General features: G+C 64.5%; 21 protein-coding genes and 1 tRNA gene. 19 read left to right on the top strand and 3 right to left on the bottom strand.

Annotated elements, in window-relative coordinates; translation table 11 throughout:
- Positions 1-3: 3 nt before the first annotated feature.
- Entirely contained in the window at positions 4-987 is a 984-nt protein-coding gene (locus AB8808_RS13295; RefSeq protein ID WP_369930084.1) for a malate dehydrogenase, read from the top strand.
- Positions 988-1,077: 90 nt separating this feature from the next.
- Entirely contained in the window at positions 1,078-2,046 is a 969-nt protein-coding gene (locus AB8808_RS13290; protein ID WP_369930082.1) for a cation diffusion facilitator family transporter, read from the top strand.
- Between the two features lie 257 nt (positions 2,047-2,303).
- On the opposite strand, the gene gnd is transcribed toward AB8808_RS13290, so the two are convergent.
- Both gnd and AB8808_RS13280 read right to left on the bottom strand, forming a co-directional pair.
- The gene (gene gnd, locus AB8808_RS13285) at positions 2,304-3,308 is read right to left on the bottom strand and encodes a phosphogluconate dehydrogenase (NAD(+)-dependent, decarboxylating) (RefSeq protein ID WP_369930080.1); all 1,005 of its coding nucleotides are present in this window, start codon (positions 3,306-3,308) and stop codon (positions 2,304-2,306) included.
- Positions 3,309-3,379: 71 nt separating this feature from the next.
- On the bottom strand, positions 3,380-4,351 hold the full coding sequence (locus tag AB8808_RS13280; RefSeq protein WP_369930078.1) for a glutathione S-transferase family protein: 972 nt from the start codon (positions 4,349-4,351) through the stop codon (positions 3,380-3,382).
- Positions 4,352-4,512: 161 nt separating this feature from the next.
- Between AB8808_RS13280 and AB8808_RS13275 the strand changes: the two genes are divergently transcribed.
- The 5 genes from AB8808_RS13275 (at position 4,513) to AB8808_RS13255 (ending at position 11,659) form a co-directional block, all read left to right on the top strand.
- On the top strand, positions 4,513-6,444 hold the full coding sequence (locus tag AB8808_RS13275) for a M1 family metallopeptidase (protein ID WP_369930076.1): 1,932 nt from the start codon (positions 4,513-4,515) through the stop codon (positions 6,442-6,444).
- Positions 6,445-6,446: 2 nt separating this feature from the next.
- Complete coding sequence (locus tag AB8808_RS13270) at positions 6,447-7,091, top strand: Pr6Pr family membrane protein (RefSeq protein WP_369930073.1); 645 nt, start codon at positions 6,447-6,449, stop codon at positions 7,089-7,091.
- A 24-nt stretch (positions 7,092-7,115) separates the two neighbouring features.
- Positions 7,116-8,948, top strand: a complete 1,833-nt coding sequence (locus AB8808_RS13265; RefSeq protein WP_369930071.1) for an ABC transporter ATP-binding protein — start codon at positions 7,116-7,118, stop codon at positions 8,946-8,948.
- 102 nt (positions 8,949-9,050) lie between these two features.
- Entirely contained in the window at positions 9,051-9,956 is a 906-nt protein-coding gene (locus AB8808_RS13260; protein ID WP_036140808.1) for a DMT family transporter, read from the top strand.
- A gap of 65 nt (positions 9,957-10,021) precedes the next feature.
- Positions 10,022-11,659 carry a serine hydrolase gene (locus tag AB8808_RS13255; RefSeq protein ID WP_369930069.1) on the top strand — a complete coding sequence of 546 codons (1,638 nt, stop codon included), beginning with the start codon at positions 10,022-10,024 and terminating at the stop codon, positions 11,657-11,659.
- Positions 11,660-11,663: 4 nt separating this feature from the next.
- On the opposite strand, the gene AB8808_RS13250 is transcribed toward AB8808_RS13255, so the two are convergent.
- A complete protein-coding gene (locus AB8808_RS13250) occupies positions 11,664-14,117 on the bottom strand; it encodes a DUF3772 domain-containing protein (RefSeq protein WP_369930067.1) in 2,454 nt (817 codons plus the stop codon).
- Positions 14,118-14,278: 161 nt separating this feature from the next.
- Here AB8808_RS13250 and tpiA point away from each other — a divergent pair, with 161 nt between their 5' ends.
- The 12 genes from tpiA (at position 14,279) to AB8808_RS13190 (ending at position 25,758) form a co-directional block, all read left to right on the top strand.
- Positions 14,279-15,028: a triose-phosphate isomerase gene (gene tpiA, locus AB8808_RS13245; protein WP_369930065.1), complete on the top strand. Its 750-nt coding sequence runs from the start codon at positions 14,279-14,281 to the stop codon at positions 15,026-15,028.
- 24 nt (positions 15,029-15,052) lie between these two features.
- Positions 15,053-15,472, top strand: a complete 420-nt coding sequence (gene secG / locus AB8808_RS13240; RefSeq protein ID WP_369930063.1) for a preprotein translocase subunit SecG — start codon at positions 15,053-15,055, stop codon at positions 15,470-15,472.
- Positions 15,473-15,504: 32 nt separating this feature from the next.
- Positions 15,505-15,589 (top strand) — tRNA-Leu (locus tag AB8808_RS13235).
- A 166-nt stretch (positions 15,590-15,755) separates the two neighbouring features.
- Positions 15,756-17,057 carry a tyrosine-type recombinase/integrase gene (locus AB8808_RS13230; RefSeq protein ID WP_369930061.1) on the top strand — a complete coding sequence of 434 codons (1,302 nt, stop codon included), beginning with the start codon at positions 15,756-15,758 and terminating at the stop codon, positions 17,055-17,057.
- Between the two features lie 230 nt (positions 17,058-17,287).
- Positions 17,288-18,463, top strand: a complete 1,176-nt coding sequence (locus AB8808_RS13225; RefSeq protein ID WP_369930059.1) for an ImmA/IrrE family metallo-endopeptidase — start codon at positions 17,288-17,290, stop codon at positions 18,461-18,463.
- Positions 18,460-18,930, top strand: a complete 471-nt coding sequence (locus AB8808_RS13220) for a PIN domain-containing protein (protein ID WP_369930057.1) — start codon at positions 18,460-18,462, stop codon at positions 18,928-18,930. The genes AB8808_RS13225 and AB8808_RS13220 overlap by 4 nt, the downstream gene beginning before the upstream one ends.
- A 161-nt stretch (positions 18,931-19,091) precedes the next feature.
- On the top strand, positions 19,092-20,099 hold the full coding sequence (locus AB8808_RS13215; protein WP_369930055.1) for an alpha/beta hydrolase: 1,008 nt from the start codon (positions 19,092-19,094) through the stop codon (positions 20,097-20,099).
- Positions 20,100-21,000: 901 nt separating this feature from the next.
- The gene (locus AB8808_RS13210) at positions 21,001-21,222 is read left to right on the top strand and encodes a hypothetical protein (RefSeq protein WP_369930053.1); all 222 of its coding nucleotides are present in this window, start codon (positions 21,001-21,003) and stop codon (positions 21,220-21,222) included.
- Positions 21,223-21,256: 34 nt separating this feature from the next.
- Positions 21,257-22,054 (top strand): DNA-binding protein, encoded by a 798-nt coding sequence (locus AB8808_RS13205; RefSeq protein ID WP_369930051.1) that lies wholly within the window; start codon positions 21,257-21,259, stop codon positions 22,052-22,054.
- Positions 22,055-22,325: 271 nt separating this feature from the next.
- Positions 22,326-22,658 carry a hypothetical protein gene (locus AB8808_RS13200; protein ID WP_506193273.1) on the top strand — a complete coding sequence of 111 codons (333 nt, stop codon included), beginning with the start codon at positions 22,326-22,328 and terminating at the stop codon, positions 22,656-22,658.
- Positions 22,659-23,181: 523 nt separating this feature from the next.
- Positions 23,182-23,379, top strand: coding sequence for a helix-turn-helix transcriptional regulator (locus AB8808_RS13195; protein ID WP_369930046.1), 198 nt, complete (start codon positions 23,182-23,184; stop codon positions 23,377-23,379).
- A 315-nt stretch (positions 23,380-23,694) separates the two neighbouring features.
- Positions 23,695-25,758 (top strand): putative bifunctional diguanylate cyclase/phosphodiesterase, encoded by a 2,064-nt coding sequence (locus AB8808_RS13190; protein ID WP_369930045.1) that lies wholly within the window; start codon positions 23,695-23,697, stop codon positions 25,756-25,758.
- Positions 25,759-25,765 lie beyond the last annotated feature (7 nt).

The following is a 25,765-nucleotide window of genomic DNA, read 5'->3' as shown; positions in this document are numbered from 1 at the left end:
AAGATGAAAGCACCCGTTCGCGTTGCCGTTACCGGCGCAGCCGGCCAGATCGGCTATGCCCTCCTGTTCCGTATCGCCGCCGGCGACATGCTGGGCCCCGACCAGCCGGTGATCCTGCACCTGCTCGAGATCACCCCGGCGCTGCCCACGCTGCAGGGTGTGGTCATGGAACTCAACGATTGCGCGTTCCCGACCCTCGCGGGCGTGGTCGCCACCGACGACCTCAACGTTGCCTTCAAGGATGTCGACTACGCGCTGCTGGTCGGCGCGCGTCCGCGTGGCCCCGGCATGGAGCGCAAGGATCTGCTCGAGGCCAACGGCGCCATCTTCGGCCCGCAGGGCAAGGCACTGAACGACCATGCCAAGCGCGACGTGCGCGTGCTGGTGGTCGGCAACCCGGCCAACACCAATGCGCTGATCGCCCAGCAGAACGCTCCGGATCTGGATCCGAAGTGCTTCACCGCGATGGTCCGCCTCGACCACAATCGCGCGCTGTCGCAGCTGGCCGAGAAGACCGGCGCGCATTCGACGGATATCCGCAAGCTCACGATCTGGGGCAACCACAGCTCCACCCAGTACCCGGACCTGCACGCCACCACGGTGAAGGGCAAGGCCGCACTGGAGCAGGTCGACCAGGCATGGTACGAGGGCGACTTCATCCCGACCGTGCAGCAGCGCGGCGCGGCGATCATCAAGGCGCGTGGCGCCTCGTCCGCCGCCTCGGCCGCGTCGGCCGCCATCGATCACATGCGTGACTGGACGCTCGGCACCGCCGAGGGCGACTGGGTCTCGATGGCCATCCCGTCCGACGGTTCCTACGGCGTCGAGCCGGGCGTGATCTTCGGTTACCCGGTCACGGTCAAGGATGGCAAGTACGCCATCGTCCAAGGTCTGCAGATCAACGCGTTCTCGCAGGCGCGCATCGACGCGACCGAGAAGGAACTGCGCGAGGAGCGCGCGGGCGTCGAGCACCTGTTCGCGAAGTAAGCGGCACAGGGTACCGATCGAGGGCCGCGCCGCGAGGTGCGGCCCTTTTCGTTTTACCTCCGGAACACACCGCAGCCGCGACGATGGCGGATGGCTGAAGGTTCCCGACTCGTCGTTTATGTGGCGCTTGCCGCCAATGTCGCTATTGCCGCGGCCAAGTTCGTGGCAGCCGCGCTCACCGGCAGTGCCGCGATGCTGTCGGAGGGCGTGCACTCGCTGGTCGACAGTATCAACGAGGTGCTGCTGCTCTACGGGCTGAAACGCTCGCAGCGCCCGCCCGATCGCCTGCATCCGCTGGGCTTCGGCCGTGAACTGTACTTCTGGAGCTTCATCGTCGCGCTGCTGGTGCTGTCGCTGGGCGCGGGTTTTTCGTTGTACGAAGGGGTCAACCACATCCTGGCGCCGACACCGCTGGAGGATCCGAAGGTCGCCTATATCGTGCTGGCGACGAGTGCGTTGTTCGAGGGCGCGTCGTGGTATCTGTCGCTGAAGAGCGTGCGGCGGAAGAAGGGTAGCCTGGGTTATTTCGAGGCGTTCCGGCGCAGCAAGGACCCGACCACGTTCACCGTGTTGTTCGAGGATACGGCAGCGCTATTGGGCCTGGGCATCGCGGCGATCGGCGTCTACTGCTCGCACCGGTTCAACGATCCGCGCCTCGATGGCTGGGCTTCGGTCGGGATCGCCGTGGTGCTGGCGCTGGCCGCCCTCGCACTGGCCCGAGAGAGCAAGCAGCTGCTGATCGGTGAACCGGCGCAGCCGGGCCTGCTGGCACAGGTGTGCCGGATCGCCGGCGAGGTGCCGGGCATCGAAGAAGTCAACGGCGTGCTGACGGTGCAGATCGGGCCGGATCATGTAATGGTGGCCCTGTCGGCGGCGTTCGATGACGCGTTGACCACGGTGCAGATCGAGGAATGTATTCGCGAGATCGAACGGCGCACCGAAGCGGCCCGATTGCCGATCGTCGCGCTCTTCATCAAGCCGCAGACCCCCGAGCGCTGGCGTGAGCGCCTGGCCCAACTCGACGGCGCCCCTTCCGCGGGGCATGGCCCGACCCCGTAGGAGCGGACGATGTCCGCGAGCCCAAAACGCAGATCACGCGAGGGGATGCCGTGCAGCGATAAGCAAAAGCGTTTCCGGGCGCGGAACGAAGCCAGCGCACCCCGGCAGAGGCCCTCGTAGGCAGGATCGTCTTCATTCGCAATAGACAGGTCGAGGGTTCGCCCACATCGTGGGCTCCTACATGTCGTTCCGCAGGTGTCGTTCCTAACAAAAGGCCCCTTGCGGGGCCTTTTGTTTCACCGTCGCAAGCGTTCCTTTCAGGAATGCTCGCCTTCCTTGGGCGGGGTGCCACGGCCTTCGATGTGGCCACCGAAGCCCATGCGCATGGCCGACAGCAGGCGTTCGCCGTAGGTGTGGTCCTGGCGCGAGCGGAAGCGGGCGAACAGCGCGGAGGTGAGCACCTCGGCGGGGACGGCTTCCTCGATCGCGGCGTTGATCGTCCAGCGGCCTTCGCCGGAATCGTCGACGTAACCGGAGTAGTTTTCCAGCTCCGGACCCTTGGCCAGGGCGCTGGCGGTGAGGTCGAGCAGCCACGAGGACACCACGCTGCCGCGACGCCATACTTCCGCGATGTCGGCCATGTCGAGCTGGTAGCGCTCGCGTTCCGGCAGCTGGGTGCCGTTGCGGTTCTTCAGGATGTCGAAGCCTTCCGCGAAGGCCTGCATCATGCCGTACTCGATACCGTTGTGGATCATCTTGACGAAATGACCGGCACCGGCCGGGCCGGCATGCATGTAGCCGTTCTCGACGCGCGGGTCGCGGCCGTCGCGGTCTTCCGTGCGCGGGATGTCGCCGGCGCCCGGGGCGAGGGTCTTGAAGATCGGGTCGAGGAAATCGACCGTGGGCTTGTCGCCGCCGATCATCATGCAGTAGCCGCGGTCGAGGCCCCACACGCCGCCGGAGGTGCCGACGTCCACGTAGTGCTGGCCCTTGGCGGCCAGTTCCTCGGCACGGCGGGCGTCGTCCTTGTAGAACGTGTTACCGCCGTCGATGACGATGTCGTCCTTGCCCAGCATGTCGCTGATCTTGGCGATCGTGGTCTCGGTGATCTCGCCGGAGGGCAGCATGACCCACACCACCTTGGGCGAGGGCAGGGCCTGCACCAGCGCCTCGAGGGACTCGACGGCTTCGGCGCCATCCTTCGCCAGCGTGGTGCGCGCGTCGGCGTTGTTGTCGTACACCACGGTCTGGTGACCGTCCCTCATCAGGCGGCGGGCGATATTGCCGCCCATCTTGCCCAGTCCGATCAAGCCGATTTTCATGCGTGGGATCCTCGTGTGTTTATCGGGGGGGAATATGTGGCTGTCTGGTCAGGATGCAAGGCATGCCCGGATCAAGGCGCCGGGTGGGGCGCGTCGAAGTCGGCATCCGGTCCGGCGGGAACGATGCCCGTCGGGTCCAGCCAGGGGTGGCTCAGGTAATAGTGCTTTTTGATATGCGCGAAGTCGACCGTGTCGCGAATGCCGGGTACCTGGTACAGCGCGCGGGTATACGCCCAGAGCACGGGGTAGTCGACCAGGCGCCGCAGGTTGCATTTGAAATGGCCGTGGTAGGCGGCATCGAAGCGGAGCAGGGTGGTGAACAGCCGCCAGTCGGCTTCGGTCAACGTATCGCCGCACAGGTAGCGGCGGTCGCTCAGGTGGCTTTCCAGCCAGTCCAGCGAGTCGAAAAGCGGGTGGACGGCCTCTTCGTAGGCCGCCTGGGTACCGGCGAAGCCCGCCTTGTACACGCCATTGTTCACCGTATCGTAGATACGCGCATTGTAGCCGTCGATCTGCCCGCGCAGCGCTTCCGGGTAATAATCGCCCGGCGCGGCGCCGATTCCGTCGAACGCCGTGTTGAACATGCGGATGATGTCCGCGGACTCGTTGCTGACGATGCAGCGCCGACGTTTGTCCCACAGGACCGGGACGGTGGCCCGCCCCGAGACGGCGGCGTCGGACAACTGGTAGAGCTCGTAGACGCGACGGGTCTGGTTGACGGTGTCCGGGATCACCCCGTCGGCAGGGTCGAACGTCCAGCCCTCGTCGCCCATCAGCCAGTGGGTCACCGACAGCCCGATCAGGGTGTCCAGGCCCTTCAGTGCACGGAAGATCGTCGTGCGGTGGGCCCAGGGGCAGGCCCGGGCGATATAGAGGTGGTAGCGATCGGGCTCGGCCATGAAGCCACCCTCGCCGGTCGGGCCGGGCGCGCCATCGGGGGTGATCCAGTGGCGGAAACGCGTCGGCTCGCGCTCGAAGCGTCCACCGCTCTTGCCGGTGTCATAGCCCGCGGTGGTCCATCTGCCTTCGACGAGCAACCCCATGGGTAGCCCTCCCTCGTGGATAAACCGCTGTGATAGCGCATGCCGAGCGAAGATTACGTCATGTGAGGGCAGGATCGACGCGCGTCGACCTGACTTCTGGCACGGTAGAGGTAGGCTTGGTTTGCCGGTTACGCTGAACGGTCGTCCCCAGGGTGCCCCCGATGAAAAACCCAGTCCGTCTCTCGCTTGCCGGCTTCGCCCTGGCGGCCTCGCTCGGCGCTGCCGCCGGCACGTTCGATCCCCGGGAGGCGTTCGCGCCGTTCACCTATCCGCAGCCGGTCACGGCCTACCGTTCCGGCAGCGGCATGCCGGGCCCGCTGTTCTGGCAGAACCGTGCGGACTACGACCTGGCCGCCACGCTCGACCCGGTCCGCAACACGCTGGTCGGCAAGGCCACCGTGCACTACACCAACAACAGTCCGGACGCGCTCGACGTGCTCTGGCTGCAGCTGGACGAAAACCGGTTCACCCAGGACGCTCGCGGCAACTTCACGGCCGGCGCGATGCCCACGTCGCATACCGATGGGTATCGCATCGCCACGGTGACGGTGGAGCAGGGCGGGCGGGCCGTGAAGGCGAGCTACGTGGTGAGCGACACGCGCATGCAGGTACGCCTGCCGCAGCCGTTGCCGGCCCGTGGTGGCAAGATCACGCTGACGATCGATTATTCCTACGACTTGCCGGGCGATTTTGGCGGTCGTACGGGTTTCGCGCCGTCGAAGAACGGCAATATCTACGAGATGGCGCAGTGGTACCCGCGCATGTGCGTGTATGACGATCTGCGTGGCTGGGACACCGCGCCCTACCTCAACAGCGAGTTCTACCTCGAATACGGTGATTTCAACTACGCCGTTACCGTGCCCGCCAACATGATCGTCGCGGGCTCCGGCGAGCTGGTCAATCCGGACGACGTGCTCACGGCCACGCAGCGCGATCGCCTGGCCCGCGCGCGCGACAGCGATACGACGGTGATGATCCGCACGCCGGCCGAGGTGACCGACCCGGGCAGCCGGCCTGCGAAAAGCGGCACCCTGACCTGGAAGTTCCGCATGCGGAACACGCGCGACGTCGCCTTCGGCGCCTCCACCAGCTATGTCTGGGACGCCGCACGCATCAACCTGCCGGAGGGCGGCAAGGCGCTGGCGATGTCGGTCTATCCGGTGGAGAGCGTCGGCGACACCGCCTGGGGCCGCTCGACGGAATACCTGAAGGCCGCGGTGGAACACTTCTCGGCACGCTGGTACCCGTATCCGTACCCGGTGGCGGTGAACGAAGCCGGCTCCGCGGCCAGCGGCATGGAGTATCCAGGCATCGTGTTCGATCCGATGAAGGCCTCGCCCAAGGACCTGCACATGGTCACGGCACACGAGATCGGCCATACGTGGTTCCCGATGATCGTGGGCACCGACGAACGCCGTAACGCCTGGATGGACGAAGGTTTCAACACCTTCATCGATGTGTACGAGGCTGACGCGTTCCACGGCGGCGAGTTTGCGCCCAAGCGGGACGGCGAATACGCCCCCAAGGGCGGCAACCCGGTGGACGAGATCCTGCCGTTGCTGGCCGACCGCGATGCGCCCAACCTGCTGATCGGCGCGGACATGGTCAAGGAGAAGTACCGCCACCCGGCCACGTACTTCAAGGCGGCGCTCGGCCTGGTGCTGCTGCGCGAGCAGATCGTCGGCCCGGAGCGGTTCGACCCCGCGTTCCGCAAGTACATCGCCACGTGGGCGTTCCGGCATCCCACGCCCTCCGATTTCTTCCGCCTGATGGAAAGCGAGACGGGCGAGGACCTCGGCTGGTTCTGGCGCGGCTGGTACGCCAACAACTGGGAGCTGGACCTCGCGGTGACCAAGGTCGCCGGCACGAAGGTCACCCTGGCCAACCTCGACCGCCTGGTCATGCCGGCCACGCTGCGGGTGACCTTCGACGACAAGAGCACGCGTGACATCCGCATCCCCGTGGAAACCTGGCAGCAGCACACCACGTTCGACGTGACCCTGCCCGGGACGAAAGCGATCGTCCGCGCGGTGATCGATCCGGACCACGCGCTGCCCGACCGCGATCGCAGCAACAACACCTGGCCACGTTGACCATGTCGCCACGCGTGGGTGCGGTCTCCCATCTGTTCGCCCTGGTCGTCGCGGCGGTGGCGTGGCCGGCGCTGATGCTGCAGTACTGGCTGTCGCTATGGTCCGCGCCATGGCCCGAGGCGACCCTGCGCTTTTTCAGCTTTTTCACCATCCTGTCCAACCTGCTGGTGGCCCTCGTGGCCACCGCGTGGGTCACCGGTGGCAGCTGGGCGCCCGTGCGGTTCTGGCGCGGTCCGCGGGTGCGTGGACTGGCGGCGCTGTCGATCTCGGTCACCTGCCTGGTCTATGCGGCCGTGCTGCAGTCGCTGTGGCATCCGATGGGGCCGGAGCTCGTCGCCGACCGAGCCCTCCATTACGTAGTGCCGTTCCTGTTCCTGGTCTGGTGGATCGCCCTGTTGCCCCACGGTTCGCTGGACTGGGGCGATGCGCTGCGCTGGCTGGGTTTTCCCGCGGTGTTCCTCGCCTGGACGCTTGCGCGGGGCGCCGTGGTGCACGAATACCCGTACCCGTTCATGGACGTGCGGCACCTGGGCTATGCGGCCGTGCTGCTCAACAGTGCGCTTGTGGGTGCGCTGTTCCTCGGGCTGGGCATGGGCCTGGTCGCGATGGACCGTGCCCTCGCACGTGGCCTCCGGGCACGCCCGTAACCGTTCCCGGTCTACAATGACCGCATGATATTTCGCTGGTTCGAATCCCTGATCGACATCTTCCGCGAGGTCCCCGACCAGACCCCGCCGAAGGGCGTCGTACGTTTCTACGCGTTCTACCTCCGCCAGGTATGGAAGATCTTCGGTGCCGCGCTGGTCGTGGGCCTGGCCGTGGCGCTGATCGAAGTTGCGCTGTTCGACTTCCTCGGCCGGCTGGTGGACATGGCGCAGAAGACGCCCGCCGCCACGTTCTTCGCCACCCATGCCAACACCCTCTGGTGGATGGGCTTCGTGGTGGTGGTGTTGCGTCCCGTGTCCATCGGCCTGCACGACCTGCTGGTCAACCAGGCGCTGAACCCCGGCATGACCAGCATGATGCGCTGGCAGCACCATCGTTACGTGCTGAAGCAAAGCCTCTCGTTCTTCCAGAACGATTTCGCCGGGCGCATCGCCAACCGCATCATGCAGACCGCGCCGTCGCTGCGGCAGTCCGCCGTGCAGGTGGTCGATGCGCTGTGGTACGTCACCGTCTACGCGGGCACCTCCATCTACCTGTTCGCGCGGGCGGACATCTGGCTGGCGATGCCGCTGGTGGGCTGGATCGCCTGCTACGTAGGCATGCTGGTGTTCTTCGTGCCACGCGTGAAGGAGCGCTCGTGGAAGGCTTCCGAGGCGCGCTCCAAGCTCATGGGGCGCATCGTCGACGGCTACAGCAACGTGATGACGCTCAAGCTGTTCGCGCACACCAACCGCGAGGAAGCCTATGCGAAGGAAGCCATCGTCGAGCAGACCGACAAGGTGCGCTCGTCCAGCCGCATGGTCACTACCATGGACGCGTCGATCACCGCCCTCAACGGCCTGCTGATCGCCGGTACCAGCATCCTGGCGCTGTGGCTGTGGTCGCGCGGCACCGTGTCCACCGGTCAGGTGGCGCTCGCGGTGGGCCTGGTCATCCGTATCAACAACATGTCCGGCTGGATCATGTGGGTGGTCAATGGCATCTTCGAGGATGTCGGTACCGTGCAGGACGGCATCACCACGCTGGCACAGGAGCGCACGGTCGTGGACCGCGCCGACGCGGCGCCGCTGGAGGTCACCCGCGGCGAGGTGCACTTCAAGGACATCCACTTCCACTACGGCAAGGCCGGCGGCATCATCGGCGGCCTGGACCTCACGGTGCGCGCCGGTGAAAAGATCGGCCTGGTCGGCCCGTCCGGCGCGGGCAAGTCCACCATGGTCAACGTGCTGCTGCGCCTTTATGACCTGGAGGACGGCCAGATCCTCATCGATGGACAGGACGTGGCCGGGGTGACCCAGGAATCCCTGCGTTCGAAGATCGGCGTGGTCACACAGGACACCTCGCTGCTGCATCGGTCCATTCGCGACAACCTGCTCTACGGGCGCCCCGATGCCACCGAGGCCGAGATGGCCGAGGCGGTGCGCCAGGCACGCGCGGACGAGTTCATTCCGCTGCTGTCCGACGGCGAGGGCCGCACCGGCTACGACGCCCACGCGGGCGAGCGTGGCGTCAAACTGTCCGGCGGGCAGCGACAGCGCATCGCCATCGCGCGGGTGCTGCTCAAGGACGCGCCCGTCCTGGTACTGGACGAAGCCACCTCGGCGCTGGATTCCGAAGCCGAGGCCGCCATCCAGGAAAGCCTGGAAACGTTGATGCGCGGCAAGACCGTCATCGCCATCGCGCATCGCCTGTCCACCATCGCGAAGATGGATCGCCTGGTGGTCATGGATCACGGCGCCATCGTGGAAACCGGCACCCATGCGGAGCTGATCGCGCATGGTGGGCTGTACGCGCGTTTGTGGGCGCACCAGACCGGCGGTTTCGTCGGCGCGGAATAAACACCGCCGACATGAAACGAATGCGAGGCTGACTTGCACGCAATGCGCTTGTCGCCCGTGCGGTTCCGGCGACAATAGGCGTTACCCAAGGGAGAGTTACCTATGTCCGCCGCCAGCGATGCTCCGATCGACAACCGCCTCGCCGCCGTGGACCGCGACTGGCGCACCCCTGTGGAACTGGTCGCGCTGGGCGCCATCTGGGGCGGCTCGTTCCTGTTCATGAGGGTGGCGGCGAAAGACTTCGGGCCGTTTCCGATGGTGGCGACCCGGCTGCTGTTCGGCTCGCTGGTGTTGCTGCCGCTGCTGCTGAGGGCGCGCAAGACCTTGCGGTTCTCGCACCTGTGGAAAATGCTGGCGCTCGGTGCGCTCAGCGCCGCCGTGCCGTTCACGCTGTTCGCCTGGGGTGCCGAGCGTGCTCCCGCGGGCATCGGTGCCATCGCCAACAGCATGACGGTGCTGTTCGCCGCGCTGGTCGCGTTCATCGGCTTCGGCGAGCGCATCGGCACGCGCAAGGCGATCGCCCTGGTGGCCGGTTTCGCCGGCGTGCTGATCCTGGCCAGCGGGCGGACCGCCGGCGACAACGTGGCGCCCGCCGCGCTGGCCGGTGCCGCGGCCGCCTTCTGCTACGGGCTGGCGGGTAATCTCATCAAGCGCTACCTTGCCGATATCGCTCCCACCGCCGTCGCCGCCGGGTGCCTGCTCGGCGCCACCGTGCTGACCGCGCCGCTAGCCGCGCTGACCTGGCCGGACGCACCCATACCCGTGAAGTCGTGGCTGGCCGTCATCGCGCTGGGCGTGCTCTGCACGGGGCTGGCCTATGCGTTCTATTTCCGCCTGATCCAGCGCATCGGCGCACCGCGTGCGGCCACCGCGACCTACCTGGTGCCGTTGTTCGGCGTCGCCTGGGCATGGATGTTCCTGGGCGAGGCGCTGACTCCGACGATGGCGCTGGCCGGCGCGATCATCCTGGGCAGCGTGCTGCTCAGCCAGCAGCGCAAGGTGTCCTGAGCCCCTTTCCCCGGACGACGATGCGTGGAATAGTCCCGCCATCGTTTTTGTCGCAGGGGTGTTGCATGTCGCGTCTTCGTGTTCGTCATATCCTCGCCGTCGGTGGCGCGAGCCTCGCCTGCGCGCTGGCCGCGCCGGCGCAGGATGCGGCTTCGGCGCCAGCCGCGGCCACGACCGCGGCACCGGCCCGTCCACCCGCCCTGGCCGACTTCGACGCCTACGTGGATGCCACGCGCAAGCAGTTCGACGTGCCCGGTATCGCGGTGGCCATCGTGAAGGACGGCCGGATCGTGCTGGAGATGGGCTCGGGTGTGCGCAAGCTGGGTGACCCGAAGAAGGTGGACGCACACACGCAATTCGCCATCGCATCCAACACCAAGGCTTTCACCGCCGCGTCGCTGGCCATCCTCGCCGACGAGAACAAGCTGGACATGAACGATCGCGTCGTCGACCGGCTGCCGTGGTTCCAGATGTCCGATCCGTTCGTCACCCGCGAGATGCGCATCCGCGACCTGCTCGCGCATCGTAGCGGTCTGAGCCTGGGCGCGGGCGACCTCCTTTACTGGCCAGCCACCTCGTACACCACCCGCGAAGTGGTGCAGCGCCTCCGCTACGTGCCGCTGACCAACAGCTTCCGCGCCGAGTACGCGTACGACAACATCCTCTTCGCCGTGGCCGGCCTGGTGGTGGAGGAAGTCACCGGCAAGCCGTGGGCCGACTTCGTACGCGACCGCATCTTCGTGCCGTTGGGCATGACCGAGTCGCAGACGCACGCACCGACCACGATCGGGCCGAACGACGATATCGCCACGGGCCATGCCAAGTTCGACTTCAAGGACCTGAAGCCGGTCGGGCCGATGTCGTGGAGCAACAATCCGTCCGCCGGCGGCATCTATTCCAGCGTGCACGACCTGTCGAAGTGGTTGACCATGCAGCTGGCCGGCGGTACCTACATCGACGCCGCCGGCAAGTCGCAACGCCTGTTCAGCGAGAAGCGCCAGGCCGAGATGTGGTCGCTGATCACGCCCATCCGCATCCCTGAACCCAGCGTGCCCGAACTGAAGGCGGCCAGGCCGAATTTCTCGGGCTACGGCGAAGGCTGGTTCGTCTCCGACTACCGCGGCCACAAGCTGGTCTGGCACACCGGCGGTTGGCCGGGCATGGTGTCGCGCGTGACCATGGTGCCCGACCTCAAGCTGGGCATCGTGGTGCTGACCAACCAGGAAAGCGGTGCCGCGTTCCAGGCGGTCACCATGCGCGCCCTCGATGCCTTCACCGACGCACCGAAGACGGATTGGATCGCCGCCTACGCGGCCGGCGTGAAGAAATCCGAGGGCAACGCCGACGACAGTATGAAGACGCACGAAGCGGCGCGCATGAAAGGCACCAAGCCGTCGCTCCCACTGGACGGCTACGTCGGCACGTATCGCGACCCGTGGTACGGCGACGTCAAGGTAACCCGCCAGGGCGGCAAGCTGGTCATGACGTTCACCAAGACGGCGCAGCTCACCGGCACGCTGGAGTCGTGGCAGCACGATACGTTCATTGCCCACTGGGACGATCGCTCGCTCAACGGCGACGCGTTCGTCAACTTCGCGCTGGACCCCGACGGCAAGGTACGCGAGATCCGCATGGAACCGGTATCGCCGCTGACGGACTTCAGCTTCGACTTCCAGGACCTGCGGCTCACGCCCGTGAAGTAACCCTTCAGCCTGCCGGATCGTCCGTCGATGCCTTCGGCGCACCGGCGGCGGTCGGGCCTGGCGGCCCGGGCATCTCAGGCATGGCACCGCCGGAGCGCAGCACCAGGTCCTGCGGACGCAGCAGCGGGATATCCGCGCCGCGCAGGCGCGCGATGATGTCGAACAGCAGGTCGCTCTTGACGTTGCCCACGTCGCGCGGGCTGCCCACGTAGCAGGTGGCGACGAACATCATCGCCGTGCGATCGATGCCGTCCAGGGTGACCGACGGGGCAGGGCTCTCCTGCACGGCGTTGTGTGCGCCCATGGCTTCCAGCATGTGGCTGCGCACGTCCACCGGATCGCTGTCCAGCGGCATCGGCATCTTGATCTGCACGCGTCCCTGCGGGTTGGCCATCGTCATGTTCCGCACCGGCTTGGTGATGAACGACGAGTTGGGCACGATGATGGTCGACCGGTCGCCTACCTGGATCTCGGTGGCGCGGACATTGATGCGCCGGATGTCGCCTTCCGCGTCGTCGAGCACCACCCAGTCGCCTACCTTGACCGGTCGCTCCGCCAGCAGGATCAGGCCGCAGATGAAGTTCTGCACGATGGCCTGGAGGCCGAAGCCGATGCCGACGGAAAGTGCCGAGGCGACCCAGGCCACGTTCTGTACCGACAGGCCCATCGCCAGCAGGGCGATCGCCACGACGACGACGACGCCGACATACCCCAACAGGGTGGTCAGCGAACTGCGCATGCCCGGATCGAGGTTGGTTCGCGGCAGGTACTGGTCGGCGAGCCAGTTCTTCGCCGTGCGTACCGCCAGCAGTCCGACGAAGAACAGGCCGATCGCCGTGAGGATCTGGTCGGGCTTCAGCTCGACGTTGTAGATCTTCAGCGATTGCAGCTTGCCGCCCAGTTCGAGCAGATCGGGCACGCTGCCGCCGGCACCGGCCGCCGCGGCGGACAGTCCGAGCAGGAACAGGCCCAGGCGCACGACACCGGACAGCAGCACGCCCGCCTGGTCCAGCAACCGGGGATGCGTGCCGAACACGGCCTGGGCGCGGGCGCTCATCGGGCCCTTTTCCGAAAGCAGCGTTTCGAAGAGGTCGTCGACCAGGCGCATCGCGAGGTAGGTGGCCGCGATCACGATGGTGATCCAGACCACGCGCCCGGCCATGAAGGCCGCGAACGACACATAACCCAGCAGCAGGCCGACCCATGCGGCCACGATGGCGATCCACGCGGCGGCGATCAGCACGCTGGTCCAGACCGGGCGCGACGGAGGCGCCTCGTCCTCGCCTTCGGTGCGGTGGGTGCGTCCGAGCCGGATCAGCACGAGCGCCGCCAGCACGGTCAGCACCACCGCCTGCACGCTGCTGGTCATCACCGTCGCGGCAAGACTGGTGCCGATCGTGCGGTTCAGGTCTTCGAGGAAGCGGAACAGCACGATGGCGAGGGAGAACGCCATGGGGAAACGCCGCAGTTGCATGGCCGTCTCGTCGGCCAGTGCGGGCAACCGCCAGGAGGGTCGCTTCGCGGAGATCAGGGCGCGACCGAGACCGGCGACGAAGGCGCTGAAGAACACCAGGCCGACGACGTGCCGTGCCATTTCGTCGGTGTCGTGGCTGAGCGTATCGTTCCAGTTGATGCCCAGGTAGAGCAACTGCGTGCCCAGGCCGGTGGTCAGGGTGGAGGTCAGCGCGATGCCGAGGATCAGTGCCGAACGCCGCAGGCGGCCGGGCGGCATGCGGTTGGCGGTGAGGTGCCGCACCCGGTGTTCGATGTAGAAGCGCACGGCCGTCATCAGCAGCAGGCCGAACAAGACGCACGCGACCAGCGCGGTGCGGTTGCCTTGCGTCCAGCTCGCTACCAGGTCGGTCTTCACCTGGTTACCGAAATCCCGCAGGTTGGACGAGTCGCGCGGGAAGGCCTGCGCCGGATCGGACCAGAATGCGCGGGACAGCGGCGAGTTGGTCCGCTGCGAGATGGTCTGCTGGAAGCGGATGCGACGCAGATCGGCCAGCTGGCCCGAGGTCTGCTGGGCTTCCAGTGCGATGCCGTCGGCCTGCTTGACCTGGGCGTCCACCGCGTTGAACGCCTTGGTCGCGTCCTTGCGTGAGGCGGCCAGTTCGGGCGCTTCTTTCGTGCCGGCCGCTGGCGCGGGGCCGAGCTGGTCGAGGCGCGCCTTGGCGGCATCGCGGCCGGAGCGCAGCGTGCCGGAGACGGCCTGCGCGCTGGAGACGATATCCGTGGCCTTGCCGCGGAGGTCGTCGATCTTGCCATCCGTGATCTGGTCGTCCTTCATGGCCTTCTCGACCTGGTCGAGTTGCCCGCGAAGGTCGTCCAGCTGCTGGGCCGGCGTGGCGACGGCGGCAGGCGCGGGCGCCGCCGTGGAGTCGTCGTCGCTCTGGGCGAAGACGGGGCCGCTCGTGACGACGAGCAGGGCGATGAAGAGAATTCTCAATGTGCGCATGCGGGCGATCATAAGGCAGGTCGGCCCGCGTCGGACGCCTCGTGCCTGCGGTACGCTGACGGGAAGGGCACGCGCGGGCCGGCGATGCGGCAATGCAGCTTTGCCATGCCGTGCCCCGCCGTTATCCTGCCGCCCTTATTCCACGTACGGAAACCCGACCCATGCGCACGAAGCTCGTCGCCGGTAACTGGAAGATGCATGGCTCGCTGCGCATGGCGGACGACCTGATCCGTGCGGTGGTGGGTAACGTGCCTGGCAACGTAGATGTCGTGGCGTTTCCGCCGGCCGTGTTCCTGCACGACCTGGCACAGCGCTACGACGGTCGCGGCCTGGCTTTCGGGGCGCAGGACCTGTCGGAGCACACGCAGCCCGGCGCCTACACGGGTGAAGTCGCAGGCAGCATGCTGCGCGATGTGGGCGCCGCCTGGGTACTGGCGGGCCACTCCGAACGTCGCCAGTACCACGGCGAATCCGACGCGCTGGTGGCCAGAAAGGTAGATGCCGCGCGGCAGGCGGGCCTCACACCCATCCTCTGCGTGGGCGAGACGCAGGACGAACACGAGGCAGGGCAGGCCGAGTCCGTCATCGGTCGCCAGCTGGACGCCGTGCTGGACCAGGTGGGCGTGGACGCTTTCCGTGACATCGTGATTGCCTACGAGCCGGTCTGGGCCATCGGCACGGGGCTAACCGCCACCCCGGACAAGGTGCAAAAAATTCATGCGTTCATCCGTAGCCAACTGGCAAAAAAGGATGTTAATATCTCGCTCCTGACCCGGGTGCTTTACGGTGGAAGCGTCAAGCCGGCCAATGCGGCCGAACTTTTCGCCCAGCCGGACGTAGACGGGGGACTCATCGGCGGTGCGGCTCTCGTAGCGTCCGATTTCCTGGATATATGCGCCGCGGCGCGATAATCGCGACACGGCAAACAAGAAGACATGTTCATCCTCTTCAGCGTTTTCTATATCCTGATCGCCGCGGCGATGATCGTGCTGATCCTCATGCAGCGCGGCGCCGGTGCGGACGCAGGTTCCGGTTTCGGTGGCGGCGCGTCGGCCACCGTGTTCGGTTCGCGCGGCTCGTCCAGCTTCATGACGCGGGCCACCGCCATCCTCGCCGCACTGTTCTTCGTGCTCAGCCTGGGTATGGGTATTTATCTCGGTCGCTCGGGTGCTCCGCAGCCGGCCGCGGATCTCGGCGTGATGTCAGGTGCCTCGGTGCCGGCCGCTCCCGCCAGCAACGCTCCGGTGAAGCCGGTCGCGTCGGATGTGCCGCAAGCACCCGCCGCCGCCAATGGCGACACCCCGGCTGCCAAGCAGGATGCCTCGCAGGCTCCCGCCGAACCGGCCAAGAAGTAATCAGCGATACTGCAACACGCTGTAAAAGTTATGCCCAGGTGGCGGAATTGGTAGACGCACTACCTTGAGGTGGTAGCGGCTTAGGCTGTGGGGGTTCGAGTCCCCCCTTGGGCACCATAAACGGTTTCAGGGAATCTCACTGAATCTTTGAACCACAACGAACCCCGCCACCGTGCGGGGTTCGTTGTGTCTGCACGTCTCACGATGTTTCATCGAGGCTTGGACTTTTGGGTAGGTCTTTGGGTATGGTGCGCGCCACCTTACCCAAACCGGTCCCCGTTCGATGCCCAAGCTCGCCTCGCCGCTTACTGAGCTTCAAGTGAGCAAAGCCAAGCCAAAGCCCAAAGCGCACACTCTTTCCGACGGTAACGGGCTTGCGCTCGTCGTGAGCCCATCGGGCGTGAAGTCGTGGACGGTGCGCTACCGACTGCCGGATGGTTCCCGTCCCGCCCCGGTGACTATCGGTCGTTACCCTTCGCTGACGCTCGCGCAGGCGAGGGCTAAGGCAGTTGAGGTCCAGCGCGATGCCCGGCTTGGGCTGACGGCTTCGGGTGTTCGGGATGCCCGGCGCGTCGCCGCCGAAGCGGCAGTCGCATTGGACGCCATCGAGGAAAGGGCCAAAGAAGCTCGCGAGAACGCCGCGTTTCGCGCGGTGTCGGCTCGATGGCTGGCTGCAAAGCGGCCGTCGTGGGCAGTGGAGACCTTTAGGAAAGCCCGATTGGTCGTCAACTCTCACCTTGTGCCGAAGATCGGCGACCTCGACATGCGGGTGATCGAGACAAAAGACGTGCGCCCCGTGTTGATCGAGATGGCCCACGTCACTCCGCAACTCGCGCGCAAAGCTCGGCAGTACATGGGAAGCATCCTAGAGCAGGCAATCGACGAGGGACTCCGGTCGGATGAGAGCACGCTTCGCCTTGTGCGAATCCTCCCCAAGCTCAAGGCGGGGCACATGCCAGCCGTCACTGATGACGACGCGCAGCTAGGCAAGGTGATGACCGCGATCTACGGATATGAGAATCGAGTCGTCCGCGCCGCACTCATCCTCACGTCGTTGACGGCCATCCGGCCCGGCGTGGCCGCAAGCGCTCGTTGGTCAGAGATCGACCTTGATGCGGGGGAGTGGAAGATTCCCGGACTGAACCCGGACGGCAGCCGCAGGATGAAGACCGGTCAAGACTTCACCACCTCACTGCCGACTCAGGCGCTCGAAGTTCTCCGGGAGATGCATAGCGTCAGGTCGATGGAGGAGTTCGTGTTTCCTCCCCAGGCACGCCAGAAAACGAAGCACCTACACCGCGATTCCCTAAGTAAGGCTTTACGGGAAATGGGTTTTCAGGGGCGGCACACCACGCATGGGTTCCGCGCGTCGCTTCGAACGTTGGGGCGTGAACGCCTGAACATTGACGTGGACGTGTTGGAATCGCAGCTGGCGCACGCACCGAAAGACGAAGTACAGGCCGCATACGCGCGGGTCAAGTTCAAAGAGCAGCGGCGAACGGTGATGCAGGCGTGGGCGGATTACCTGGATGAGCTGCGAGTGGGCGGCTCCAAGGTTGTTCCCTTCAGGCGCTCGGTGGCGTAGGTGCCCGAAGTCCGGCGCTGGGCCGGGCAACGTTCGCACGAGCTTCTTCCCGTATCTGTCGTTTTGCTGCGAGGCGATTCAGGGCGTGCGAGGGAGGGCGAAACGCAATGATGATCTCGACTATGGCGCTGTTGCCGAATTTGCTTCAAAGTTTGCCACCGAACGCGAGGACCACTGATGCGGTCGGGCGGCTGCCAAGCGATACTGTCGGGTAAGGGGATCGTGACTCGATGAATTCTGGTAAGGGTTTGGGAATACAGCCATCGGTGCTGCGCTGGGCAAGAGAGTCTGCGGGCATGACCGTGGACGAGGTAGCCGTGCGCATGAAGCGTCGTCCCGGCGAGATTGATGCCTGGGAAAACGGAAGCGGCTCGCCGACGTATTCCCAGCTTGAGTCGCTGGCCTATAAGCATTACAAGCGGCCGCTTGCCGTCTTTTTCCTGCCCGCACCGCCTAAAGAGAGCAAACCGAAACATGAGTTCCGCACTCTTCCCGCTGGGGAGCTAGAGGGGCTCTCGCGCGACACCCACCTGCATATTCGCAAGGCGCACGCTTACCAGATCGGACTGGCCGAACTTTACAACGGTATTAACCCGGCGCCCGTGCGGCTCTGGGAAAGAGTGGGCTTGGCGCTGGGTGACAACGTATCGGCGAAGGCAGCCGAGATACGCTCTCTGCTGGGTATCGATATGCCAAGGCAAAGCAGCTGGGACAGCGACGAGGTGGCGTTGCGAGAATGGCGTCAGGCGATAGAGGCCGCTGGCATCTTCGTATTCAAGGACTCTTTTAAGCAGCGAGTCCTGTCAGGCTTCTGCCTGCGCGATGATAATTTCCCTCTGGTCTACATAAACAACAGCACGACTAAGACGCGACAAATATTCAGCCTACTGCATGAGGTTGCCCACATCCTCTTTTCGGTGAACGGCATCAGCAAGTTCGATCAGGCGTATCTCGACACGCTGCCACAGGCAGAGAAGCGACTTGAGATTTTCTGTAACGCTATCGCCGCCGAAGTGCTCATTCCTAGTTCGGAGTTTCAAAAGGACATAGGCGGCCTTCCCAACTCGGTCGAAGCGGTGCCTGAAAAAATCTTCATCACCCTGGCCCATAGGTTTGGCGTGAGTCGCGAAGCGATCCTTCGGCGCTTTCTTGACCTCGGTCGGGTGACTCCGGCGTTTTATGAGTCGAAAGCGCAGGAGTGGACTGCACAAATCAAAAAGAAGGCGGGCGGCGGCAGTTGGGTTGCGTCCACGGGCGCGTATCTGAGTGATCGCCTTCTCCGCGATGTCTTCGCGCGTAGGTCTCGCGATCAGATATCCGTCGAACAGGCGGCGGATTACCTTGGCGTCAAATCTAGGAACGTCGGTGCGCTTGAGGAGCTGGCCCTCAAAAGGAAGTTCGCATGAATTACGTCTTCGACAACGGCCCCTTTAGTCGGCTGAAGCATTATTACCCGACGGTGTTCAAGTCAGTGTGGGCCGGTCTCGAACAGCTGATTGAAGAAGGCGCGGTCGTTTCGACTAAAGAGGTCTGGACGGAGCTTCAGAACGGCGAGCCGAATAAGCATGTGCATCCCTGGTTGAAGGCGCGAAAGCACATATTCACCGTGCCAAGCGCGAAGGAGCTTGGAATGGTCGGGCAGATTCTTGCCGTGCCGCACTTCCAAGCAATCATCGGCGAGAAGCAGCGCCTACGCGGGACACCAGTCGCAGACCCGTTCGTCGTAGCTGCGGCATGGGCTCGGGATGCGGCGGTCGTGACGGAAGAGCAGCACAAGCCGAATGCATCGAAGATTCCGAACGTTTGCGAGCACTTCAAGGTTCGTTATCTGTCGTTGGAAGAGTTCATGGCGGAACAGGGTTGGACGTTCTGAACGCTATCTCCCGCGACGCCATTGCCTCGACGGGCGTGTGGATGGGTTGAGGTGGCTAGGACGGCCATGCGACCCAACGTGCGCATCATGCGCCCAACCGGGTATATGTGGTGTGGGCCTTATGGCAGACTCTACCGATCGTATGACTGCAGGGGAAGCTCGTGAGGAAGTCACTTTCACTAGGCATGATTCTGGCTCTGTCGTTCGCGCAGGCCTCCCGTGCCGAAGATCCGGTCATTACCGATGCCGTGTACACGCGACCGGCGCGAATGGTAAACGTGGGACAGGGGCGTCGCATGAACCTGTATTGCATGGGCAAGGGTTCCCCGGCTGTGATCATGGACGCTGGGATGGGCGATTCCTCGATCAGCTGGGCGCTTGTGCAGCCTGCCATATCGCGACATGTCCGCACCTGCTCGTTCGACAGGGCGGGGCTGGGTTTCAGTGACGCCGCAACGCGCGCTGGAACGGCCGAAAATGCGGCTGAAGATTTGCACCAGCTGCTCCAAGCTGCCGATATTGGGCCACCCTACGTTCTAGTCGCCCACTCTTCCGGCGGCCTGAATGCCCGCATCTTCGCCGATCGCTACCGCAGCGAGGTGGTGGGAATGGTTATGGTCGAATCGTCTCACGAGGATCAATTCACCGAAGGCTGGGCCATCGGCTCACCAGACCAGAAGCGCAAGTATGAGGAATTCCTGGCAGAGGAACATGGCTGCATCGCGCTGGCAGAAAAGGGGCTAGTACCCGGCAGTCCTGAGTTCAAAAGGTGCGTGGGCGACGATGCCGATCCCCGCAACAGTGACGCGATTAATGCCGCGCAACGCGCCTATGCTATTACCCCTCGCTGGCAGGCGGCGGTGGCATCTGAGCGCGAGAACGTTGCCAGCGTGAGCGTTGAGCAGGTACGAGCGACGCGGAAGGACTACGGTGATATGCCGCTGTTCGTGCTAATCCATTCGCCATACCCAAAGCGAGACGATGAGACCCAGTCCGAGCGCGACCTACGCACGCTGTCTTGGGAGCGGCTTCACACCCGGATGGCTGCGATGTCCGCGCGGGGCGTCAACATGATCGTTCCCAATAGCGGTCACTACATCCAGTATGACCATCCACAAGTCGTCGTGGATGCCGTGCTGCATGCGCTCGCCTTGCAGGAGACAAACTAGCGATTGGGCTAGGACAATGCCGCAAATGAAACGTCGCTTCGCCACTGTCACCGCCCCTGGCGAGCTTCGTTTTGCAACCACTCGTCGCCGGAAAATAAGCGACAGGGGCCGCCGTGTTTTCCGAGGGACTAACGACACTGATGCTATTGAGTTGAGATCTGGGCTGATGGATTCGGCAACCAGGGCATTTTGTGTGCGGCCCCCCGAGTAAGGTGAATGCTGTCATCGCAACCCGAGGGCGCCAGTGTGATTGATTGGCGGTCAGTGGGCGATCACCGTCAAAGGCCGTGGTTGCGCTGCGCACTACCCGTGGTGTCTCTGGCAATCGCGGGGGGCGCTCGCCCACCGAAGACGGCGGGCTTGAAAAAAGTCGCCACTTAGGATCAAGGCACGGGCTCGTGGAATAAAAGACGGAGCTTAGGACCTAACTTCCGGCCACGTTACGGCCAATGGCTGGATATATCTTGCAGCGTAGGAGCAACGAGGCCGTTGGCCGTTCCCCTGCTGGGACGCATGTAGACACAGGGCCGGTCTCACGGTAGGTGGATATAAGTCGGAACTTGGGACCTATCTGGCCGGGCGAGATAAACCCGCAGCTTAGAAACTACCGGCTGGGCTTAGATAAAACTCGGAGCATAAGACCAACAATATCCGGACCGGCTCAAGCGGGGACACGCGGTAAAACTGCGAGCCGTGAGGGAATGCGGTCGGCCCGACAGCTTATAAGTTGCAGCTTAGGACCATAGTGTCTCGCAGTGCCCCTCACAGGCCCATGCAGTAAAACTAGGAACTTAGATAGATACCCAGCAGCCGCTGGAACCGGGGGGCTTTAGGCACCATCCGGACTTTCGTCGTGCCCAGCGTTTGGGCATCCCAATCCACATCAAACAGACACAGACGCATGATTGAAAACGAACTCACATCATTGGCCGACGCGGTAGCCCTCCGCGAACCCTTGGTCATCCGTAACGTAGCCTTCGACACGGCGACCTTCGACGCGCTCAAGCACATCCAGCGCGGGCTGGAGCACCGCATCCGCCGCGACACCTCCAATGCGGAGGTGCTCAAATACCTGCTACTGACCCACCCGGATGCCCGAGCCACCCGTGGCGAATGCCTCTGAGGCCCTTGCAGCACTGAGGCATGGAGCACCTCGAATGGTTGCCGTCGGCAGCCTTAAGACCGATGAGATCCTTCAGCCCCGTGAAGGTCGCATGGTCCCCTACCGCGAGCAGGGCACTGTGGCTGCTCGTAGCGATGCCCATGTCGGGACCATGCGGCTGGCTCTAGAAGCTGGGGCGGCCGTTGAACTGGAACCGCTCCTGGCCGCTGAGGTCGGAAACGAGCTGTTGATTGTCGACGGGCACCACCGCCTAAAGGCTTACTCATTAGCCCGGCGCGCTATGGTGCCAGTCCGTACAGCGAAGATGTCGCTCCATGCGGCGGTCATCCTCTCCAAGCTAGCAAACACAGACGCGCGGGCCATGGAGATGCATCCGCAGCAGCGGCTGGATGCCGCGTGGCAGTACCTTGCTCACATCACCGAGCGAGGCCGCCTTCGCCTGCCTCCCGGGGAATCGCTCAGGGCAGTTTCCGGCCGCTTCGGTATTGGCCGAGGCACCGTGGCTCGGATGGTCGAGAAACTTCCGAGCGTCAGCCCATCCGCTTTCGCTCCGGCTGCTAATGACCTTGGCACGGGATTCCCGCGCTGGCGCTATGTACGCGAGCACGGAGCCGGATGGTTGGAGATGGAGCACAAGATGACCGCTGGCGCAATCGCCACGCGTGACGCCGAGAGGCTCGCGCGCAAGCTTGGCAAGCTCATATCCGACGTTCGCCCAGATGTGCTGACGGCTGCCTTGCGCCTCTTGAGTGCCGAGACGGCCTTGAAGAACGACCGGGACACAGCCGAGCTGATGGCGGCAGCAATGGACGTTGACGGGGCCGACTTCTAACGCCTTCGTTTCAGCTCGGGACTCTTCTGTCCCATCTCAAGTGTCCCATTGGGACAGCCGCCTCTCTTTACCCCCTAACTGCGGCCCTGCTCTCCGAGCACGGGCACGCCTGACTATGCCTAGAGAAAGACTCCATGACTCACGTCACCACCTCAAAACAAGCCACACCATCGTGTGCCGTTACCCCGGCCCGCATCGCGATATCACCGTCGACGGATGAGGCGCCCGAGAGCAACGCGCGGCCGCCCGAGCTGCGTCGGCCGAGGCGGGCATAACCGGCAACTCCGCTGACGCCGTTATCAGCGACATCCAGATGCAGCCCGGCCGGGATGTCTCCCGCATCGAGAAGAACCGCGAGAACGGCATCGCTGAAACCTCGCAGCAGGCACGTTCCCGAGGCGGCGAGATAAACGGCCAGCTCGTGCAAAGCCTCGTGTCTTCGGCTTCCTCGGCTGCGGGGGTATGGCCGAAGTCCACGGGTCTCCCGTCGACCGGAGCCACGGGCATTAAGGAATCAGTCGCCTCGGACATCAATGGTTACCGAAGCGACGTAAGCAAATTCACGATCAGCGATCAGCGATCAGCGCTGACGACACTTTTATAGACCAGAGACGCAATGACTAAGCAACGAGCTACCACTTACTACACCCGCGACGCGCGCGGGAACCGGCTGGCCCATGTCGCCGTTAATGGCACGCAGGATCGTGCAGTGCTACACGTGGACGACCTTGCCCGCATCCTTGATGGAGGCTGGTCGCCTCATTGGTCCCTGCAAAACACCGGGTGCCACCGGTACGTGCTGGTGTGGGCACACGGCCCCAAGGGCAGGCCGCGGACCTTGACGGTGGCGCGTCTCGTGGCGAACGCGGGGAAGGGCGAGATAGTCAGGTATGCGGACGGCGATCGACTAAACCTGAGGCGAGATAACTTGCTCGTGCGCAAAGGCACCGCATGGACACCGGTCGACACGCTGAGGGCGCCCGGCGTCGCCACGGCCTCCTGCCTGAAATGTTCGGCAGAAATTTCCGGTAGGGGTTCTAACACGGAGGAACAGCAAGGTTCCCCCCGTGCCCCCCTCGTCCCCGTGGGACGGCTTGGCGAGTTCCGGCCCACCGGCGGGCAGTCTCATGTCTGACGTCTCGCGCCCGACAATCCTCCGGCTGCCCGACGTCCTGGCGACCATCGGCCTTTCCCGCCCTACGCTCTATCGCATGGTGCAAGCGAAGACCTTCCCCGCGCAGATTCGACTCGGCACGGCGTCCGTCGGCTGGCTGCGGGCGGAGGTCGAGCAATGGATCAACGACAGGGCGGGGGCGCGTCCGTGACTCCGTGCTCCGCAAGCGCGGCGGTTTGGGCATGTTTTTGGGTATGTTTTTCACCGTGCCCGCTGATGAGCCTTGCATGGACAATCACTTACGTGCGGTGGAGGGTCTCCCCTTGGCACCAACGAAAGATTCGGAGTACCTCAACCGGATCGCAATCGAACCCGCGAAAGCGGGTTTTTTTGTGCCCGGACACTCGGTGTCGCTGCCTGAACGTACCGACACTCGATGATCGCGAAAGCTCAATAATTCGGTAAATTTGCCGATACTTGCCTATAGCCGCATGCTGCGGTGACGTCATCAGGCAAACCCCTTTCCATGCTCGCAAGCAGTTATAGCGGCATCCTCGTCGTGTTCTCGCTCGTTGTCGCCGTGCTTGCGTCCTACACCGCGCTGATCATGGCCAGCCGCGTGGCGGGTGCGCGAGGTCGTGCCTCGTTGCTTTGGCTGATCGGCGGTGCCGTGGCCATGGGCTTCGGCATCTGGTCGATGCATTTCATCGGCATGCTGGCGTTCCGGTTGCCCATCGCCGTGGGCTACGACCTGGGCCTCACCGCGCTGTCGCTGGTGATCGCCGTCGGCTCATCCGCCTTCGCCCTGTGGCTGGTCTGCCTGGAGCAGTTGCCTCGTCGGCGCCTCTGTGGCGGCGCGTTGCTGATGGGGGCGGGCATCGCCACGATGCATTACACGGGCATGGCCGCGATGAAGATGCAGCCGGGGGTGATCTACGATCCCTGGTTGTTCGCGGCATCGGTGGCGATCGCCGTGCTGGCGTCGGGTGCCGCCTTGTGGATCGCGTTTCGCCTGCGTCACGATGGCGAGCGGGTAGTGCTGGCGCGTCTGGGCGCGTCGCTGGTCATGGGCTGCGCCATCGTCGGCATGCATTACACGGGGATGGCCGCTTCCGCGTTCCCCTCGGACAGCTGGTGCGGTGCCGCCTATACCGGTATCGATGCGAAATGGCTTGCGTTCGTCGTAATCGTCGTCAGCCTCGCCGTGTTCGCCATCACGCTCATCGTGTCCATGCTGGACGTTCGCGCGGACGCGCTGGCCATGTCGCTGGACCGGGCGAACAGCGAACTGGTGCAGCTGGCACTGCACGACAACCTGACGCGCTTGCCCAATCGCGTGTTGCTGGGCGATCGCATGGAGCACGCCATCGACATGGCGGAACGCGACCGGCGCCAGCTGGCCGTTCTCTTCGTCGATCTGGACGGGTTCAAGGCCGTGAACGACGTCTACGGGCATCACCTCGGCGACCTTCTGCTCAAGGAGGTGGCAGGTCGTATCCTGAAACTGAAGCGCGGGCAGGACACCGTGGCACGGCTGGGTGGCGACGAGTTCGTGCTGGTGCTCGACATCCGTGGCCCGGAAGACGCCGCGGAGCTGTCGCAGCGACTCGTCGACCAGCTGGCGGCGGTGTACGTGATCGAAGACCACGCCATTCATGTCGCCGCCAGCATCGGCATCGCCATCTATCCCGAGAACGGGCGGACCACGCATGAGCTGATGGTCAATGCCGATGCGGCGATGTACCACGCGAAAGAGCAGGGGCGTAACGGCTACTGCTTCTTCGAAAAAGCGATGAACGCGAACGTGCACCAGCAGCTGCAACTCCAGCAGGACCTGCGGCGGGCGGTCGACAATGGCGAATTCCTGCTGCATTACCAGCCCAAGGTGGTGTCCCCCGCGGGGCCCATGATCGGCGTGGAGGCCTTGTTGCGCTGGCAACCGCCCGGGCGGGAGATCGTCGCGCCGGACGACTTCCTGCCTGTCGCCGAACGCACGGGGCTGATCGTGCCCATCGGCAACTGGGTGATCGACGAAGCCTGTCGGCAGATGCGTGCATGGCAGGCCCAGGGGCATACGGACTGGACCGTGGCGGTCAACCTGTCCACGGTGCAGCTCACTCATGCCGGTCTGCTCGATGTGCTGCGCGACACGCTGCAACGCCACCAGCTCGAGCCGCGGCACCTCGTGCTGGAGGTGACCGAATCCACGGCCATGCGTGACGCCGCCACCAGCCTGGCCATCCTCAACCAGGTGTCGGCGCTGGGCATCGGTATTTCCATCGACGATTTCGGTACCGGCTATTCCAGCCTGCTCTATCTCAAACAGCTGCCGGCCAACGAACTGAAGATCGACCGGGGCTTCATCACCGAACTGACGCAAGGCAACGACGATGAAGCGATCGTCTCGGCCATCGTCGCCCTGGGCAAGACGCTCGGCCTGAAGATCGTCGCCGAAGGCGTGGAAACCACGGAGCAGCAGGCGTTGCTCACGCGGTTGGGCTGCAACGTGCTGCAGGGCTATCTGCTGGGCAGGCCGGTGCCTGCCGCACAGGTCGCGTTGTCGATGCCGGTGCATTACGATGCGGGCTGACGTACAC

This window comes from Xanthomonas sp. NCPPB 2632, assembly GCF_041228075.2.
Taxonomy (GTDB): domain Bacteria; phylum Pseudomonadota; class Gammaproteobacteria; order Xanthomonadales; family Rhodanobacteraceae; genus Luteibacter.
This window is presented reverse-complemented; position numbering and strand designations above follow the sequence as displayed.